General features: G+C 38.7%; 17 protein-coding genes. All 17 read left to right on the plus strand.

The genetic code is table 11. The features are described 5' to 3' along the window. Positions 1–143: 143 nt before the first annotated feature. Entirely contained in the window at positions 144–689 is a 546-nt protein-coding gene (locus SLH46_RS12400) for a DUF1599 domain-containing protein (protein ID WP_320281509.1), read from the plus strand. An 8-nt stretch (positions 690–697) separates the two neighbouring features. Then, on the plus strand, positions 698–1,828 hold the full coding sequence (locus tag SLH46_RS12405) for a BT_3928 family protein (protein WP_320281510.1): 1,131 nt from the start codon (positions 698–700) through the stop codon (positions 1,826–1,828). Positions 1,829–1,969: 141 nt separating this feature from the next. After that, positions 1,970–2,728, plus strand: coding sequence for a triose-phosphate isomerase (gene tpiA / locus SLH46_RS12410; protein ID WP_320281511.1), 759 nt, complete (start codon positions 1,970–1,972; stop codon positions 2,726–2,728). A gap of 214 nt (positions 2,729–2,942) precedes the next feature. Then, positions 2,943–3,392 (plus strand): hypothetical protein, encoded by a 450-nt coding sequence (locus SLH46_RS12415; protein WP_320281512.1) that lies wholly within the window; start codon positions 2,943–2,945, stop codon positions 3,390–3,392. Between the two features lie 17 nt (positions 3,393–3,409). Further along, entirely contained in the window at positions 3,410–3,976 is a 567-nt protein-coding gene (locus tag SLH46_RS12420; protein ID WP_320281513.1) for an RNA polymerase sigma factor, read from the plus strand. 4 nt (positions 3,977–3,980) lie between these two features. Then, positions 3,981–4,493: a hypothetical protein gene (locus SLH46_RS12425; protein WP_320281514.1), complete on the plus strand. Its 513-nt coding sequence runs from the start codon at positions 3,981–3,983 to the stop codon at positions 4,491–4,493. Positions 4,494–4,585: 92 nt separating this feature from the next. Continuing rightward, positions 4,586–4,924, plus strand: a complete 339-nt coding sequence (locus tag SLH46_RS12430) for a hypothetical protein (protein WP_320281515.1) — start codon at positions 4,586–4,588, stop codon at positions 4,922–4,924. Positions 4,925–4,998: 74 nt separating this feature from the next. Beyond that, a complete protein-coding gene (locus SLH46_RS12435) occupies positions 4,999–6,936 on the plus strand; it encodes a 4Fe-4S binding protein (protein ID WP_320281516.1) in 1,938 nt (645 codons plus the stop codon). A 25-nt stretch (positions 6,937–6,961) separates the two neighbouring features. Beyond that, positions 6,962–9,304: a T9SS type A sorting domain-containing protein gene (locus tag SLH46_RS12440; RefSeq protein ID WP_320281517.1), complete on the plus strand. Its 2,343-nt coding sequence runs from the start codon at positions 6,962–6,964 to the stop codon at positions 9,302–9,304. Positions 9,305–9,380: 76 nt separating this feature from the next. Beyond that, positions 9,381–12,236, plus strand: a complete 2,856-nt coding sequence (locus SLH46_RS12445; protein ID WP_320281518.1) for a TonB-dependent receptor — start codon at positions 9,381–9,383, stop codon at positions 12,234–12,236. Between the two features lie 15 nt (positions 12,237–12,251). Continuing rightward, complete coding sequence (locus tag SLH46_RS12450; protein WP_320281519.1) at positions 12,252–13,454, plus strand: DUF4876 domain-containing protein; 1,203 nt, start codon at positions 12,252–12,254, stop codon at positions 13,452–13,454. Next, a complete protein-coding gene (locus tag SLH46_RS12455) occupies positions 13,455–14,660 on the plus strand; it encodes a DUF4876 domain-containing protein (RefSeq protein WP_320281520.1) in 1,206 nt (401 codons plus the stop codon). Further along, complete coding sequence (locus SLH46_RS12460) at positions 14,661–16,229, plus strand: DUF6850 family outer membrane beta-barrel protein (protein ID WP_320281521.1); 1,569 nt, start codon at positions 14,661–14,663, stop codon at positions 16,227–16,229. It abuts the gene before it with no gap. 3 nt (positions 16,230–16,232) lie between these two features. After that, positions 16,233–17,123, plus strand: coding sequence for an ABC transporter ATP-binding protein (locus SLH46_RS12465; protein WP_320281522.1), 891 nt, complete (start codon positions 16,233–16,235; stop codon positions 17,121–17,123). A gap of 4 nt (positions 17,124–17,127) precedes the next feature. Next, on the plus strand, positions 17,128–17,796 hold the full coding sequence (locus SLH46_RS12470; RefSeq protein WP_320281523.1) for a hypothetical protein: 669 nt from the start codon (positions 17,128–17,130) through the stop codon (positions 17,794–17,796). Position 17,797: 1 nt separating this feature from the next. Next, the gene (locus SLH46_RS12475) at positions 17,798–19,033 is read left to right on the plus strand and encodes a DUF4857 domain-containing protein (protein WP_320281524.1); all 1,236 of its coding nucleotides are present in this window, start codon (positions 17,798–17,800) and stop codon (positions 19,031–19,033) included. Positions 19,034–19,305: 272 nt separating this feature from the next. Continuing rightward, the gene (gene prmA, locus SLH46_RS12480) at positions 19,306–20,142 is read left to right on the plus strand and encodes a 50S ribosomal protein L11 methyltransferase (protein ID WP_320281525.1); all 837 of its coding nucleotides are present in this window, start codon (positions 19,306–19,308) and stop codon (positions 20,140–20,142) included. Positions 20,143–20,253 lie beyond the last annotated feature (111 nt).

Below are 20,253 nucleotides of genomic sequence, written 5' to 3' on the forward strand. Positions count from 1 at the left end.
GTCGTTAACTACAAATGTAGAATAAAACAGGCCAAATTTGCCATTTTTTAATACTTTTATCGGGCAATTTTAGCATACAAATTATACTGAATAGAGCGAATTGATTACAATTAGCTCAACACAAAGAAAAAAGATACTGAAGAATGGACAAAACAAATATGCAATACGACCAGGTAATTTCGATTTGCCGTAATATATTTTCGAAGAAAATGACCGATTACGGCACCGCATGGCGAATATTGCGTCCGACCTCCCTCACCGACCAGATTTACATTAAAGCACAACGAATCAGAAGCATTGAAGAAAAGGGAGTTACAAAAGTTGACGAAGGTGTAAAACCCGAATTTATTGGTATTATCAACTATTGTATCATGGGATTGATTCAACTGGAGTTGGGCCCGTCTGATCAGGAAATACCAAACGAAAAAGTTCAGGAGCTTTACGACAAATATTTCGAGCAGGCCAAAAAACTGATGATGGATAAAAACCACGATTACGGCGGGGCCTGGCGCAATATGCGCATCAGTTCGTACACCGATCTGATTTTAATGAAAATACAACGCACCAAACAGATAGAAGACAACCAGGGCAAAACACTCATTTCCGAAGGTATTGATGCCAACTACATGGATATGATTAACTACTCGGTTTTTGCCATGATTAAAATTGAATTTGAAAACGCTGAATAAATCACCCTATGAATATTGTTAAACAACTCTCACGAATTCTTTTTGGACTTGTTTTTATTTTTTCCGGTTTTGTAAAAGGAATCGATCCCTGGGGATCGGCCTACAAATTTACCGACTACTTCAACGCTATGGGCTTAGACTGGATGCTGTGGGCAGCATTTCCGCTGGGCGTATTACTGGCTTTTGCCGAATTTGCTATTGGTGTAGCCTTTTTGTTTAACTGGGCCATGCGTTTATTTTCGTGGCTGGGTTTATTGTTTATGGCCTTTTTTACCCCTTTAACGCTTTGGATCGCAGTAAAAAATCCGGTTACCGATTGCGGCTGTTTTGGCGATGCACTGGTTATTTCGAACTGGGAAACATTTTATAAAAACCTGGTATTTATTACGTTTGCGATTATTGCAGTGGTTAACCGAAAATGGTTTGCCGACAAGGTAAAAAGTAAGATTCCGGCATTGTTGAGCATCGGTGTATTTATCGTTTATTTTGGTATTGTTTACCACTCGTATAACCACCTTCCGATTTTCGATTTCAGGCCATACAAAGTTGGAACAAATATCCCGGAGGCAATGACTGTTCCGGCTGATGCGCCACAAGAAGTTTACGAAAATACTTTCTATTACAAGAATAAAAATACCGGAGAGGTGGAAGAATTCGCCGAGGATAATTACCCGTGGCAAGACACCACAAACTGGGAATATCACGACATGGAATCGAAGCTGGTACAGGAAGGCTACGAACCACCAATTCATGATTTTACCATTGAATCGCCCGAAGGAGATGATATAAAAGACTTTTTTATTTACGACCAGAATTATGTTTTTATGTTGGTAGCCTACGATCTGTTTGAAACCAGCACAAAATCGCAGAATGAGATAAATGCACTCGCCCATTGGGCAATGGATCACGGTTATTCGTTTGTTTGCCTCACCTCAACCTTGCAGGAAGAAGCATTAATGTTTGCCGAAGAACACCAGGCACCATACGAGTTCTTTAATTGCGATGAAATTACGTTGAAAACAATGATTCGCTCAAATCCGGGGCTAATGGTAATTAAAGATGGTACTATTTTAGGAAAATGGCATTATAACGATATTCCAAATCCGTTGGAATTTGAGGCCGAATTTATCAATGAGTAGATCTGGTGGAAAAAAGCAGAAAATATCCGTAAACAAATAGTTAATTGTATTTCGGCAATATTTTCAATGACCCACGAATCAATTATTTCGGTTAAATTTGTGATCGATTTTTGAAAATCTAAAAAACTAAAATTCAATAATATGAGACAAAAGATAGTTGCAGGAAACTGGAAATGTAACACCAACTTGCAAGAAGGTGTTGAGTTGGCAAAAGCTGTTGACGCGATTGTAGCAAGCGAAGGTGCTGACGATGTAGTTGTTGTATTGGGAACACCATTCACACACATTACAAAAGTAGTTGATACTGTTAATACTGAGCGTATTGGTGTTGCTGCACAAAACTGTGCTGCCGAAGCCAAAGGTGCTTACACCGGTGAAGTTTCTGCCGAAATGGTAAAATCAACAGGTGCTGAATACGTAATTTTAGGTCACTCTGAGCGTCGTGAATACTACGGTGAAACCAGCGAGATCCTGAACAAAAAAGTTGCCCTTGCTTTGGAAAACGGATTAACTCCGATCTACTGCTGTGGTGAAGCTTTAGATATTCGTGAAGCAGGTACACACAACGAATATGTTGTAAATCAATTGGAAGAAACTGTATTCCAACTGTCAGCCGACGATTTCAAAAAAATCGTTATTGCTTACGAACCAATCTGGGCAATCGGTACTGGAGTTACTGCCAGTTCTGACCAGGCACAAGATATGCACGCTAACATCCGTGCTGCAATTACTGCTAAATTTGGTGAAGAAGTTGCTGAAGGAACTTCAATCCTTTACGGTGGTAGCTGTAAAGCAAGCAACGCAAACGAACTGTTCGCCAACAAAGATGTTGACGGTGGTTTGATTGGTGGTGCTTCATTAAAAGCTGAAGACTTTATCGGAATCATCAACGGATTCTAATAAAGACAAAATAAACTTTCTAAAAGCCATTTTCGAATAAGTTTCGGAAATGGCTTTTTTGTTAACAAATGTTCACCCCGACACCAAATTCTACCGATATTTGCTACTTTTATGCCTGATCTGTAATCAGTAAACCTATATTTAGGCCGGCATGCAACATTTCACATCGCCCATGCTGAAGCGATCAATTTTTGAATTCATAAATTTTATGTTCATGAAAAAACTGGCATTCTTTTCAATTTTGTTAACCACCCTCTGTTTTATTAGTTGTAATTCGTCCGATAAATCAAAAGAAGTAGCGTCGTACACCTACGAAGAAAAAAAGGTGGAAATGAGCGATGAACTAAAAGCTAAAATTCCGGACTGGGTGGAGGAAGGAAAGATTTGTTACGGAATTGTTGTGCAGGTAACCGAAGATCAGAAACCCGTAAAAGGAAAGCCGATTAAAGCGAAAGTTGTTTTGATTGGTGAAAATTCGGTAAAGATGAAAGCACTGGAGACTGTAAGCCTTGTTGAAGTGCAGGGTTGTTCAAAAATGGGTATAACCAAAGGCGAAACATGGGATGAAGATGAAGGTGATTTATACTTGTCGCTGGACGAAGCCATTGCAGCACTTAAGGAAATGAAAATATACGCCAGCGGCGATAAAGTTACAGTAGACTAACAACGCTAAAAACCGAGATGACCGACAGTCAACTCATAGAACAAATTCGGGAAAACAATGATCTTGCATTCAGGGCACTTATTAATAAATACAAAAATCTTGTATACAATACTGCGTTTCGTTTAGTGCGAAATTCAGAAGATGCCGAAGATATTTTTCAGGATGTTTTTCTCGAGATCTACAAATCGTGCGATGCAGTAAGGTTTGAAGAAGACCTTACTATGTGGATATACAAAATCGCTTATAACAAATCCATCAGTTTTTTACGTCGTAAAAATCCGGCAAAAGTTTCGAAAAACGATGACGATATTGCCGACAACCAACTCAATGATAACTTGATAGAAAAGAATAACCCGGCCAAACAACTTGAACAAAAAGAAAACATTAGCACCCTTTACCAACTTATCGACCAACTCCCTGAAAATCAAAAGAAAATATTACTTCTACATAAATTTGAAGGCCTCTCGCAAAAAGAAATTTGTGAGCAACTTGGCATGTCGGAGCATTCGGTAGAATCGCTGATTTACCGTGCCCGAAAAAATCTGAAGCTTAAACTTATCGCGTATTTTAAACTTAATTCCTGACAAGATGGAAAAGAAACAAAAATCATTAAAGTGGCTCAATATTTTTTTCCTACTGATAAACTTATCAGCATTTACAACCTTTTTGGTGATGAACCAGGACAGTGAAACGGAAGCTGTTGTAAATGATGTTTACAAGTCGGACGAATACCTTAAACAACGACTGAACCTTGATGATAAGCAGTTTGAAGAGATCATTGAAATGGACCAAAAAGTATTCAGAAGCTACCAACTACTGATAGATCTTCAGTGTGAAACCAACTTTAACTTAATAAAAGAACTTTCATCTCCCGAGCCTTCTGAAGAGAAAATGAAAGAATTAACAGAAAAACTTGGCACCTATCATACTGCTATCAAACGGCAAACTGTTAAACACTTTCAGAACGTTAAGAGCATTTGCGAACCACCTCAAATTGAACTACTTAACAACCTGCTAATTGAAATGATGGAAGCGGGCGACCAATGCCAGTATTGTAACAAAGAAGATTGTTCGCGAAGGAAAATGATTGAAGAAAATTAAATTTTTAAGATTAAGACGCCGGATTTTATTTTCATTTTCGTCTTAATAATCAGGAATAAATTAAAAACCGAAAGCAAAACCGAAAGTTTATTGTGAAAACTGAAAGTAACAACCACGATTTTAAAGCAACAACAGAAGCTGACAATTTGCTCGAAGTACTGGATTTAATGAATCCGGTGCCAGATGTGTTAGTGGAAAAAGTAATGCAAAAAACAAAGGAGGTTGATCGTGCTCCCGATAAGAGCATCGATTATTCAAAGTACTTTCAAATTGCTGTGGTTTTTGTTGCTGCCATACTTATTGGTGTGGTAATGGGTAAAAATGCAAATAATGTATTTGCCCAAAAGAAACAAAACACCGATAAAAAGGCATTAATGGAACTGCGCGAAATTCACCATCTTTCAGAAAAAAATTCGTTTGGTTTATTCTGAATTAACCGGAACAGAAAACCCGGTTTAGACGATACTTTTGTTTAATCAACCTGCACGAAGAGTGCGAATTTATTATGAAATTAAAAACCAAGAACACTAATTGGCCGCGATTGATCGCCCAATGGGGAGTTGTAGCATTTATTCTTATTCTGGCATTTTTGCCCGACCTGACAAAAATCAACACCCCCGATTTTGAAGCTTACTGTCCGTTTGGAGGAATGCAGGCACTTGGAAGTTACCTTTTAAGTGAGGCATTGTCTTGCACCATGACTAGTGCCCAGATCGTTATGGGAATTCTTTTGTTCGTCGGAGTATTGCTGTTCAGTAAACTTTTCTGCTCATACATCTGCCCTGTCGGTACCGTTAGCGAATGGCTTGGCAGCCTGGGCGATAAACTTAAAATAAGGTTTACGATAAAAGGCCTGGCAGATAAACTGCTTCGATCGTTAAAATATATTCTTCTTTTTATAACCCTGTATTTTACGCTGCAATCCAACGAGTTATTCTGTAAAAAATTCGATCCTTATTTTGCACTGGCTTCAGGTTTTAACACCGATGTGGTTGTTCAATTTGCCATTGTATCAATACTATTGGTTGTTGTTGGTTCTATTTTCATCCGCTTGTTTTGGTGTAAATACATTTGCCCGCTAGGAGCAATTTCCAATATATTTAAGTTCTCACTATTTTTTGTAGTCCTATTATTGGTCTACATAATCCTACTCAACCTTGGTATTACAATTAGTTATGTTTGGCCTTTGACAATTGCATGTGTTGGCGGTTATGGACTTGAACTCCGCTCATTGAAAAGCAAATTTACTCCATTGGCAAAAATTACACGTAACGAAAGTACATGTACGAGCTGCCAGTTGTGCACAAAAAAATGCCCGCAGGCAATTGATGTAGCAAGCTTAAAAACGGTTAAACATGTTGACTGTAACCTGTGTGGCGATTGCTTACTGGTTTGTCCGGTAAAAGGTACATTAACCATTAATAAACAACCCAAATTAAAAAGGCTTCCTGTTATCGCAACCGTTATACTTGTACTAGGTGGCGTATTACTGGGTAATGTTTGGGAAGTTCCTACTATCGATTTAAAGTGGGCTGACCATGAAGTAATTGAGGAAGCTTCGGTATTTACAATGTCGGGGCTAAAAAATATAAAATGCTACGGAAGTTCAATGGCCTTTGCCAACCAGATGAAACGTGTTGATGGCGTTTATGGTGTAGCCACTTTCGTAAAACATCACCGCGTTAAAATTTATTATGATGACACTGTTCTTGATGAAGAAAAACTTCAGGAAGAATTATTTACACCGCAAAAGGTTGTATTAAAAACGCTCCCGGCCGATGTCCATCAAATTTACGCCATTTCGTTGCAACTCGAAAACTTCTTCGACAGCTACGATTTTAACTACCTGAGTTATGTAATTCGGGAAAAAACAGATGCTGTTGGAATGATTTCTGAATTTGCGTGTCCGGTGGTTGTAAAAATATTCTTCCCCGAAGAAATTCAGGATAAAACTAAGTTAATCAGCTTAATAGAAAGCGAAAGCTATGTAATGGAAACAACAGCTGGTCTTCAGGAAATTGAAATGGGCTATGAAGCAGCTGTTGATCCTGAATACTTTACCACCACGAAGTCGGATTATGCCAAACTGATGTTTACGCCTTTTGCCCGTACGTTTAACTACAGAAATGAATACACTGATGATGTAATAGCAGATTACACCTTACCAATGGGTGATAACGGCAAAGTGCGAAACAGACTTTCCTACCTCGTTAGCCACTTATCAAACGATAACGGAATTGTAGCGTTTCAGACAAAACTTGATGAAAACGATAAAGAAGTAATCGAGATTTCGTATGTTGATACAATAACAAATATTCCCGATATTAACGGTGCCCTTTTATCAGATTCGCTCACAATAACATACTCGAGCGGCAAAACCGGGAAAGTAAAGAATATGTTCGATTTTTCGGAAGAAATAAGTGATCAGTCAATAAACAAATAAAATATAAACTCAAAAAAATGTGCGTATGAAAAACTTTACTCTAACACTTTTAATATGCCTCATGACGATTGTGGCAAGTGCTCAAAATCCCGTCTTCGACTGGCAGGCTACTGAACTTAGCGCAGGCCACAACATGAAAGCGATGGCCATTGATGGTAACAATGCGGTAATTGCCGGATACGGTAATTCCTTGTTTAAAACTACTGATGGCGGAGAGAGCTGGTTTCCGCTTGACATTCTTAAGCCTTATTTCAATTTATACGATATCAGTATTATCGGCTCTGTAGGTTATATTGTTACCAGCAAAGAAAAACTCTACGACGCTTCACCTGACGTTTATTTAGATGGTGCAATATACAAAACCATCGATGGAGGCTTGACCTGGACTTCTATTGCATATCCGGCTTTTGGGACCGATGAAGGACCAGCAATAAATCCAACTGATACATTAAGTTTCGGAATGGATTTTACCACTGTTTCTGTTGTTAACGATTCGGTTGCTTATTGCTCAGCCCAATGGTACGAGTATCTTTTAGACGGAACTGATAGTCATGCCGGGATTTTTAAAACGGTAGACGGCGGTCAGAATTGGGTGAATGTAAGTGGCGACATTAGTACTCCGGTCTATTCTATGGATTTTTATGGTGAAAAAGGATTAATGGGTGGTAGTAAAAAGCTCTATTCAGCTGATGCTTCATTAGATTCAATTGTTGATGTTTTTGCAGATCTTCCAGGCGACGGATCGGCTTATATTTATGATATCGACTATGTTAGTGAAACAGAAATATTGCTTACGACCACTTCCGACAGTATGTTTATTTCAAACGATGGCGGAGAATCTTTTTCAACATTGGGAAACTTAAAAGGTGCAAACGATATTCAACGAATTAACGACTCAACGATTATTGTAACTGCCGGTAAAGACAATTCTTTTTTATCGACTAATAACGGACAAAGTTGGAATCCACTTGGTATCAGCGAATCAATTTGGGAAATAGGCTCAATTGCTAACGACACCATCATGTTACTGGCTAAAGCAAAAATCTACAAAGCTTCAATTAGCGATTTACTGGCTGGCACTTTTGAATTTATCACTCAGGAAGTTGGCAACGCTAACTTGCAAAAGTCTTTCGCAAGCGGCGATTACGTAATCATTGTTGGAAGTGACAATAATTTCTTGTCATCATCAGATGGTGGAACTACCTGGGATGCTTTACCGTTGCCGGAAATGCCTGCTGTTAATGCATTTATGGAAGAGGTAGATTTTGACGGACTGGCAATGAACGGAGCTGAAGGATATATCAGTTTTAACCGGATTAAATATGTTGACTATGATGCCAAAGACGACATCTACTTTTCAGGAGGAGTTTTCTATACCGAAGACAACTGGCAAACCTGGAAGAATCTGGATATGGCAAAAATTGGTGCAGAAAATACGGATGATGTTAGCATTAATCCCAACCATGCCAATTGCAATGGAGTTAATCCACAAATTTTCACTTTTGACAATGATATCATTTTAGCCTATGTTAAATGGTATGATTATGTTGATGTAAAAACAGATCATGCAAGAGTTTTCAAAACTACAGATGGAGGGAAAAACTGGTTGGCAATAACCGGAGATCTCGGAAAAAAATATGTACAGGACATTAAGCTTAACGGTGACACCTTATACATTGCCGGAAGTAGCTTATTCTTAAAATCAACCGGAACAGACGTAGCAACAGCAACCGCCCCGCTTGATTTTACCAATCTCTACCCTATTCTGGATGAAGGCGAAGATGATGCCATGTTTATTAATGCAGTTTTGGTAGACGGTGATGAACTTTTTGTAGTTACGTCCGTAGATAGTTGTTATCGATCTAACGATGGCGGAATGACCTTCTCAACATTTAGTGATTCAAAAGGAGGTAACGATATTTACCAGTTCGATAAAAATTCGTATATGATTCTTGGCGGTAGCGGAAAATCTAAATTTACAAACGATACCACCACCTGGATTGATTGTCACCCAGGGGCTACCTGCTTTACTATAGGCGGAGTGCTTAATGGGTATATTTATGGACTTGCAAGAGGTTCCATTTATGCAACCAGTGTTGAAGCGCTTGATCTGAAAACTGCTATTCCAACACTTTACACCAAAACCGAATTAAACGTTGCATACACTCCAACAAGCATCGATCTGATTTCTACTGATGGAGAAATAGAACGTTGTTCGATGTACAGCATTAGTGGTAAACTGGTATTACAAGCTGAGCCAAACAACAGTGTTTTCCGACTGAATAACAATGAATTCAAAAGCGGAATTTATATTGTAAATTCTTTCATTGAGGGCAAACGCTATGTAAATAAAATTGCGTTTAGATAAAAATCCTATTCCTTAGGGCGTCGTTCCAAAAAAACCGGAACGACGCTCTTACTATCAATCTATTTCTCAAGTAATAATGTCTGGAAAACGGTATCATTTAATCTTAACCATTATCCTTGTTGTTGCGGCTATATTTTCTGTTAATGCCCAGGATAAAGTTTCAGTAAGTGGAATTATCCGCGATGCAGCAACACAGGAAGCTATCATTTATGCAAATATTGCCTTTCCTGATTTGGGTATTGGTACCTCATCAAACGAAAAAGGTGAGTTCACTATCAACAATGTACCTTCCGGACCGCACAAACTCTCCGTCACCTATATTGGTTATCAAGAGTATACGCTCGACATGGTACTAAGAAAAGACGTTAATCTCAACATTCGACTAAAATTACAATCTCTGGGATTAGACGAAGTTATAGTAACAGCAGAAAACTCATCTTCAGGAGCTACTGCTTCAAAAATTAAACGCGATGCTATCGATCATGTTCAGGCGTCAAGTTTAAAAGAAGTTATGCAGTTAATTCCTGGTAACCTTTCACAAAATCCAAATCTTGCTACTCCTGAAAAAGTTAGTATTCGTGAAGTTGGTACCGATGTGAACAGTGCCTTGGGAACTGCAATTGTAATCGACGGCATCCCCATGTCGAACGACGGAAATATGCAACAAAGTATTCAAGGCGGATTCGCTTCGGTAGCCGGTACCGGGGTGGACCTCAGGCAAATTTCGGTTGATAATATCGAATCTATAACTGTTGACGTAGGTATTCCATCAGCCGAACATGGCAACCTCACCTCAGGAGCTGTTCATATTAAAACCAAAACCGGTGGTTCGCCATACAGTGTGAAACTTCAGGCCGATCCGCATACAAAACAATTGGCTTTCGAGAAAGGCTATTTATTGAATAACGATCGTGGTGTAATAAACGTTGATGCCGGATATACCGATTCTTATCAATATATTTTTAAAAACACCGATGAATTCAAACGAGTTAATGCCTCAACAAAATACACCAATACTTTTTTTCGCAACCGCAATCCATTGAATATTGAGTTTAAAGCCGATTATTTTGAATCGCTTGACGGCCAAAAATGGGACCCTGATATGAAAGCGGAAGAAGAATATCATGCAAAAGACAGAAAATTACAATCAAAATTATCAGCGCTTTGGTCACTGAATAAATCATTTTTAAAGAGTGTATCGTTGGATGCTGGTTACACAAAAACCTGGCAAGAAGGTTTTGAAAAAACACTCGAGTCCAATAGCTCCGGTGCAAATATCATAATTTCATCTAAAGTTGATGGAGAATATGAAGCGCAATACGGGCCATCTTCTTATTATTCTGAAGTTACTTACGACGGCAGACCTTTTAATCTGTATGCCAAACTTAAAACAAGACTTTATCATAAAACAGAGAAAACCACCAATAGTATTTTATTAGGGACAGAGTGGCGAACAACAGGAAACAACGGCGAAGGGCGCACTTTCGATGTAACCAATCCTCCGGCTGGGGAAAGCACTCGCCCACGACCTTTTACCGATATTCCTTCGTTAAACCAATTATCGTTTTTTGCTGAAGACAAAATAGATGTGGCCCTTGGATCGACGAACCTGAATGTAATGGCAGGCGTACGGATGGATAATATTCAGCCGAACGGTATTTTTGCAACCGATGGAAGTCTGAGTTTTGATCCGCGTCTGAATATCAGTTACAGCATTATTGATCGGGGCAGGAACTATTTGCTCAGAAACCTGACTTTAAGAATGGGCTACGGAAAAACCACGAAATCTCCTACCCTTACCCATCTTTACCCCGACAAAGATTACAACGATGTAAAGAACTTCGATTATTATCCCGAGCTGGTTGTAGCCACAACAAAAGTTATGGAAGACACCCGGAATTATGATCTTAAAGCTTCGCACAGTAAAAAATATGAAGCAGGAATAGATTTTCAACTGGGAGGAATTAAATCGCGGATTACCGGCTTTTACGAAAAACACGAAGGCGGATTTATTACCGATAGAAGCTACTTCCTTATGAACTATAAACGTTACGAACAACCTGATGCCGGTTTAAGTCCGTATTTAATTCAAGGAGAAGGTGTTTTTTACGATGATCCCGAAACTGGTGAAACCGTTGCCGTTCCTTACGAAATGGACGAAAAATGGAAAAGCTATAGCACCTACCGAAATGCCCGAACCCGAATAAAAAGAGGAGTAGAATATAATATTGACTTTGGTAAAATTAAGGCATTACGCACCTCCTTTAATCTTAACGGGGCCTGGCTCCAAACCGAAACATATACTACTGATGCTCCTTATTGGGAAACTGTTCAATATACCACCTACGAGGGTAATTCAAGTAAACAGGTCTCATTTATCACAAAATTCCCAAATCAAATGGGCTACGGAACTGTAAAAGAACGCTTGAACTCAAACCTGAACATTATTACCCACATCCCCGAAATTAAAATGCTGGTAACCTTGACCACACAAGTTGTTTGGTACGAAAAAGACTGGCGAAAAACCTACGATGACTATAAGTTTTATACATTAGCGGAATTGCGCGACTATCTTGAACAGCCAGAACTGTTTAGCTCGCATGATGAAGATTACTACTATTATTATTTGCCAACCAGCTACAGCACATACGACGGCATTGAACATGAATATGCAATCGACGACTTTCAGGAATCGATTCATCAACTGGCCATTGACACAGAAAGACGTTATCGCTTTGATCCGTTAACGCTATCCCCACTAATACTTTGCAATATAAAAATATCGAAAGATATTGCTCAACGCTTTAAGCTATCCTTCTATGCCAATAACTTCCTGAATATACGCCCATGGGAGTTAAATGAACGGGAAGGAACGTATATACGTAGAAACAATGCTCCGTATTTTGGAGCAGATATTAAAATGCAGTTTTAAAAATTAAGCAACGTCATGAAAAAGTTTTTGTACCTGATACTTGTTTTACTAGTTGCATGCGAAAGCTACGATGAACCTACTACTTATAATTTTTCAGTGAAAGCCGTCTATCCTGATAACATTAATAATGGAGGTGTCATCGGTGATCAGGAAATTATTGTACGAAATGTGCAAACCAGCAGAGAGTATACAGCGCGAACCAATAGTAAAGGAATAGCGACCTTTAATGTAAGAGGTGGAAACTATGATATTCTTATTTCATTTCAGGAAAAACATACTATCGAAGTCGATGGTTATCCAACAGAAAAAACACTCATGTTTAACGGTAGTTTAAACGGAGAATTAATTCTTGACGATGATATCGTCTTAACACTTAACACCGAATACTCAATCGAAAATGAAGGTTTTGTAATCAAAGAGTTTTATTCGTCTGGCAGCCGGACACCCGAAGATAAATCGTACGGAGCAGACAAATTCATCGAGATTTATAATAATACCGACGAAGTGTTGTATTCTGATGGATTGTGTTTTGGAGTAATACGCCATACAGTTAGTTACGAGCCTACTCCATGGGTAGATGAAAATGGCGATCTATTGCCACGTATACCTTTGTGGAGCTTTGTAGCCATAGTTCCGGGTTCCGGAGAAGATTACCCGATTCAACCCGGCGAATCATTTATAATTGCATTATCGGGGTTAAATCACAGAGACGATCCTAATGGTAACCCCAATTCATTCGATTTGTCTATTGCTGCCTGGGAGATGGTAGTTGAAGCTGGCAAATACGTTGATGTTCCAAGCGTTCCAAATATTTTAATGCAACGGCTTACTATAGGCTCAGCTATGACTATAGATGTTCGTGGTCAACCGGTTATTATTTTCCGTTTACCGTCGGATGATCTGGAAGCTGTTTTTACCGATCCTGATAATTTTATGATCGAACCGGGAGGTTCTTTTAACTGCTTTATGGTACCACGCGCCTGGGTAATTGATGGTGTGGATAACCTGCGATTAGATGACCGTGGAGTATTTAAACGCCTCCCAAACAGTATTGATGTGGGTTATATACAACACCGCGGAAGCTACGAAGGAGTTTCAATAAGACGAAAAGTAAAAGAAGTAATTAACGGAAGAACGATTTACCAGGATACTAACAATTCAACCAACGACTTTTTAACCAACCAGGAGCCGACTCCGGGTATAATCGCCACTGAATAAGTGAAATATATAATTTACATAGGACTTTTGTTTTTGTTTGCCTGCGAAAAGTATGATATTCCGCAGACCTATGATTTTGATATAAGCGTATACTATCCGGATAGTTTATTCAATGCCGCTCCTTTACCTAATGCAACAATTGAAATTGTAAACAAACAAACGGGGAGAAAATATTCGCAATTCTCTGATGAAAATGGAAATGTTCATTTTGAAGTGAGAGGAGGTTTATATGATATTAGTGTTTCTTCCAAGCAAAATTATCTCTTTGAAATAGATGGTAAACCTACATACAAGGATATATTATTTCACGAGACTGTATTTGACAGGAAAATACTTGCAGCAACGCAGCTAACCCTGCAAACAACTCTAACTATTTTAAATTCAGGATTTGTAATAAGCGAATTCTACAACTCTGGCAGTCGAACTCCTGAAGGGGAATCGTATTCCAGAGACCAATTCATCGAAATATATAACAATTCAGATATCACACTATTTGCTGATGGACTATGTTTTGGCAATGTCTGGTATAAAAATACCTACACGCCAAATCCTTTATTAAATCCAGATGGAAGTTTCCCTTCGGATATAGCATGTTGGAGTTATATTGCCGTCATTCCTGGAAGCGGTACTGATTACCCAATAGATCCTGGAGAGTCGTTTGTTATCGCTCAATCGGCAATAAACCATCGCGACGATCCAAATGGGAATCCTAATTCAATTGACCTGTCAGGATCTGATTTTGAATTATTTATAGAGGACGGGAGATATGTAGATAATCCGGGGGTTGCAAATGCTAACATGATTCAGGTACATGAACGTCCTTTTGCGAATGTTATGGTCTTTAATGTACATGGTCAATCGTCCATTATTTTCAGGATACCGGACAACAACTTTCAAGCTTTTTTCGGCAATGCAGAAAACTACATCATAGCGACCGGTAGCACCGACCGATGCGTATTAGTGCCTGACAGTTGGATTATTGATGGGATAGAAAACCCTGAGTTAAATCCAACAGTATACAAGCGTTTGCCTAATAATATAGACTCAGGATATATTCAACATAGAGGGAAAGGTGAGAAAGTTTCAATTAAACGAAAAGTACAGAAGGTTGTCGATGGCAGAGTCATTTTAATGGACACCAACAATTCAAGCAACGATTTTTTAACCAACCAGGAGCCAACTCCGGGAATAATTGAAAGTGAATAAATGAATAGGATAAAACATATAACATTTTTTCTCATCGTTTTAGTGGCACTGTTTAATGTTTGTCGGGCGAATTCCAGCGATCCTGATTCATTGCGCGCTTCACTGTCAACCGAATCAATATTACTGCTAAAAAGTCCCTGGTCGGTTTCGGATAACGCTGCGGGATTACAATTCCTTGAGCTTCCTCATCGTATAGGCCGGGTGTCGGTTTTTTATAACGACAGCAAAGGTGATTATCACCTGTTCCAGCAAGGCCGGGAGGATCTTCAATACGGTTTTTATACCAATGGCTACACACATTTAAAAAACTGGAATTTCTATGGAGATTTTAGTTATTACAGTCAGGTTGAAAAAGAATCTCGATGGACTGATGTAATGGAATCCTATAACGATAATCCTTACACATTAGGTGATGACATTGGTGGCAAATACATTAAAGAATACTTCGATATGAATGCCAAAGCTGCCTGGCATGCAAACGAACAGTTGAATGTTGGATTTGAAGTGAATTATCAAACCGGGGTCGGAACACGAAGAAAAGACCCCAGACCGGTAAACAAAGCCACCGATTTTCGATTTAAACCAGGAATCGTGTACAGCATCAACAAATTCAATGTTGGACTAAACTTAAAAATTGAAACGGCTAAAGAAGATATTGAAGTGGAACTGGTAGCAGATTCTACTTATACCTTCTACCATTTTAAAGGACTTGGAGTTTTCACGTCTTCCTACGAGCGTGATTTAAGAACGCAGGAAGCCACAACTTTTGGTGGAGCTCTTCAGTTCGGATATAACGGTTCAGCCTTTCAAAACATGACTGAAATATCATTCTTTCAGAAAGAAACAGATATTAAACGCGGAGTGAGCGTTCCGTTACAGGTAGTACTGCTCGAGAATTTTCAAACCGATGTAAATTCGGTGTTTCTTTTTGGCCAACCCGAACAAACAGTAAAAAGGTTAAAACTAAGTTTTAACGACAAACATATTTACGGACACGAACCGGTTGTTGAGCCTAAGCAGGTTCAGGAAAACTACCAGTGGTCAACCGCTGCCAAATATGTGTTATACTGGCACCAGGAAAATACTGTTAGCGCAAACTACGATTATTATAAACTTGTAAACAATAATCATTATAACTGGGGAATGACGGTTGGAGGAGAACTATATACCAGTGAATCGTCCTACTATTTTGTGCCTGAAAAGAATGAACAGCAACTCAAATACTTTTCTGCAAATGCAGCCGTAAAAAAGGAAATGCTTACATCTTTTGCCGATCTGATTTTTGAGATCAATGGAAAATACCAAAAAGGATTCGACAGTTATTATAAACTGGTTGATGAAGAAACACTTTTGAAACTTACAAACACCGATTTTGTTGAAAATGACTTCGAGTATTATAACGCGGCAATGTCGGAGATTGGTGCAAAAATTGGCATCGGAAAAAGAATAAAAATGTATCGTGAGTGGATGCAGATGTACCTAAATGCAAATTACACCAAACAATATTCGAAAATGATCAATAATCCCGACCGAACATATATTAATCTACAATTCGGAATTAACTTTTAAACTATGAGCGAATACGCAATCGAATGTAACAACCTCACCCACTATTATGGGAAAAAACTGGTTTACGAAAACCTGAACATCAAGGTTCGGGAAGGCAGTATTCTGGGACTTTTGGGGAAAAATGGTGCAGGAAAAACGACCACCATAAATATATTAAATGGTTTTCTGCAACCCCGCAGCGGAGAGTGTTTGATTTATGGAGAAAACACCCAACACCTGACACCGGAAAACAAAGCCAGGATAGGATTTCTGATCGAAGGACATGTCCAGTATGCTTTTATGAACATTCATCAGATAGAGAAATTTTACTCGAAATTCTACGATAAATGGGATAACGAACCATATTGGCAATTGATGTCGAAGTTAAAAGTTACTCCTACACAAAAAATCTCTACTATGTCGTGTGGTCAGCGTTCTCAGGTTGCATTAGGTTTAATTCTGGCTCAAGATCCTGATCTGCTTATTCTCGACGATTTTTCGATGGGACTCGATCCCGGTTACCGCAGGCTGTTTATTGATTACCTGCGCGAATATGCCAAAGCAAAAAACAAAACCATTTTCACCACTTCACACATTATTCAGGACATGGAGCGACTGATCGATGATGTACTGATTATGGATTACAATCGTGTGTTGGCACAGCGCGATGTTAATGAGTTTATGCGCGAATTTAAACAGTTCTACCTCGAAGTGGAGAATCCGTCAATCGACCTGTCGAAAGAAGATTTTGTGGCCAATTTTGAAAAGGTGAATAACAAAATTGAGATTTACACTTACGAGTCGGAAGAAATGGTTCAGAACTTTTTGAAAAGCAATGGTATTTCATACAAAAATTTTGAAAAAATTGAGATGGGACTGGAAGATGCGTTTATTGGTTTAACCGGAAAATATTAAGCTTATGTGGAAAGGAATGATATATAAAGAATGGCTGAAAATCAGATGGTTTTTACTCATATACGCAGGAATAGGCATACTATCGGTAGTCTATTGTTTTATTCGTGTACAACACGACATCACCTTTAGTTCACCCAACGGATACTGGTATTTCCTGCTTTTTATGGGCGGTCAATATTTTAGTTTGCTAAAGTTTTTGCCGGGTATCGGAGCTCTTGCAATCGCCATCGCACAATATTTCCCCGAAACCGTTAGCAAACGAATAAAGCTTACTTTTCACTTGCCGCTTAACGAAAACAAAGCTTTACTTACAATGTGGCTTTTCGGAGCAGGCACACTCTTTATCAGTTATCTGCTGCAATTTTTACTATTTACGGGACTAAGCTTAATTTATTTCCCCGGCGACATATTCGTACCGGCAATCTCATCGATTTTGCCCTGGTTCCTGGCAGGATTTGCGTGTTATAACCTCACCGCCTTAATTGTTCTGGAACCGGTTTGGAAATATCGCATTTTCTACCTGATCGTTGCCGTACTATTTGTCCCCTTATTATTGCAAAGTGCTTTAACAGATGGGTTTTCTCCGGTAAATCCATTCATGGCAGTTTTGGTATTGTTAAGTAGTTTTTCATTGTTGTTTTCAGGTTACCGATTCAGAAAAGGAGAAATGTAAAATGGTAAAATTTAGCAGATATATATTAGTAGTTATAGCCATCTTTAGTCTGGCTATTGCCTTACCCCGTTTGTATTGGATTTCGTTTGAGAAACCCATAAAAGCACCCAGTGTTTTTTACAGTTGTGTTGATAATGACTTCTTTATGATCCGGCCGGCTGATGGAGGAATTCTCACCAATTCAAATGGTGATGAATTTACGCGTGATGAATTTGAATTAAAGCTCCCACTGAATTACAGTCGCCAGCTTACATTAAACAGAACAATGCCCGACTCGATAAACGGTGTTGAAATGGATCTGCACGAAATAAGTCGTAACCGGTCATTTTTCCGAGTACGCCCTAAAGATATCGACACACCACTTCCATCGTTGTACCCACTTTTTGAATCGCAATCAGGAAGGGCAAATCTTGAAATGCCTGATGATTTTTTCCGCATTACCTGGCGCATGGAATTTCTTGATTCAAAAACAAACAAGATACTTGAAGAAAAGAGCCGGATGTTTTCGGCCGTTCTGTATAACCGTGGCTTTAAATTCCCGGCTACATCTATAAACGGGTTGCCAACTACCCGAAAATCGTGCGACGAAGGATACCTCGTTATTGACGGTGCCAATCAGCTTTTTCATATAAAAATGATAAAAGGCAAACCATTTGTTCGAAAAGTTGATTTACCCGAAGGACTTAAATTCAAACATATTGCCTGCGTTGATTTTAGCGACAAACTCTATTACGCGTATTTGTTTTCCACCAACCACGAAGTATATGTTTTGACGCAATACGATTATATGCTTCAAAAGCTTGATGTCGCAGAAACACATCCGGAATTAAACGAAGTACGGATTCTTGGCGATCTGTTCAATTACACAATAACTAGTCTTGGTAATGGATTTATTTCAACTACAGTTTTGGATAAAGATTTCAAGTTCGTTGATACCTACAAAGAATCCTGGTTAACAAAAGATGAACGTCTTGAAGGAAAAATCGCGCATTTGCTCTTTCCATTCGAGCTAAAGCTTACCGACAACAAATCTTCGTACATCCGCTTTTTCAGTGCTTTCCATTCATCATTCTTATGGCTAATAGTTAGTTTGTGCTTAATGGTACTTCATTTTATTATCATAAAAAAGCGAAAAGAAAACGTCAAAAACCAGATTGCAGACCTTGCAATTATTGCTATAACAGGAATTTTTGGCTTTATAGCCGTAAACTTTTTTCCGAACAAATTTTTTATGTGAACGGAAAAGGGACAGTGTAACGGCCATTCATTTATGAGTGGCCGTTTTTTTATCCCATTATCCAACTATTTATAGTTATTTTACTAACACCGTCCTTTAGGGCGGTGATGAAGACTTACCTTTTTAATAGATTTTGTAATATTTTGTATTTTAATAATTTACAAAATATTACAAAATCAAGCGAGATGTTTACTTTTGCGTTTCACCGCCCTAAAGGACGGTGTTAAACATTCTTTCAAAGTTTATAACAAGAAGATTAGAAGATAAATAGAATGGATTACCAAAAAATTACGATACAAATCACACCGTTTCAGGAGTGGTTACGCGACATATTAAATGCCCAGCTGGCAGAAATTGGCTTCGACAGTTTTGTAGAAACAGAAACCGGATTTGATGCTTTTATTCCCGCTACAGCTTATTCGGAAGAAAGTTTAAACACGGTACTCGAAGAATTTTCCGGGGATTTTTCTTTCGATGTGGAATCTGAATTTATTGCCGATCAAAACTGGAATGAGGAGTGGGAAAAAAACTATTTCAAACCTTTGGTAATTGGTGGCGAATGTATGATCAGGGCACCGTTTCACACCGAATTTCCCGAAGCAAAATATGAGATTATAATTCAGCCAAACATGGCATTTGGCACCGGCAACCACGAAACAACCGCTACCATTATTGAGTCGATTCTGCAAAATGATCTCACCGGAAAAACGATTCTTGACATGGGTTGCGGAACCGGAATTCTTAGTATTTTGGCTTCGATGAAAGGAGCAAAACAAATTACCGCTATCGACATCGATAAATGGTCGTACGAAGGGACACTGGAAAATGCATCGCTAAATAACATTACGAATATCGATGCAAAGCTGGGTGATGCCAGCCATCTGGGAAATGAAACTTACGATTTGATTTTTGCCAATATCCACAAAAATGTATTGCTGAATGACATGGAATCATACCATAAAGTATTGAATAACGGCGGTACATTAATCATGAGTGGTTTTTATACAGAAGACATCCCCGATATTAAAACCAAAGCAGAAAGTCTGGGAATGACTGATGCAGGTTTTGTGGAGAAAAATAACTGGGTAGCACATTCATTTAAAAAGTAACGAGTTGCGAGATACGAGTCACGAGATTTATTACATGAAAGATTGAGGAAGATTGTTTTTCGCACTCCCAACTTTTCTACTTTTGCCTTTTTACTTTCTACTTTCTACTTT

Origin of the sequence: Draconibacterium sp. IB214405 (genome assembly GCF_033963885.1) — a bacterium.
Taxonomy (GTDB): Bacteria; Bacteroidota; Bacteroidia; order Bacteroidales; family Prolixibacteraceae; genus Draconibacterium.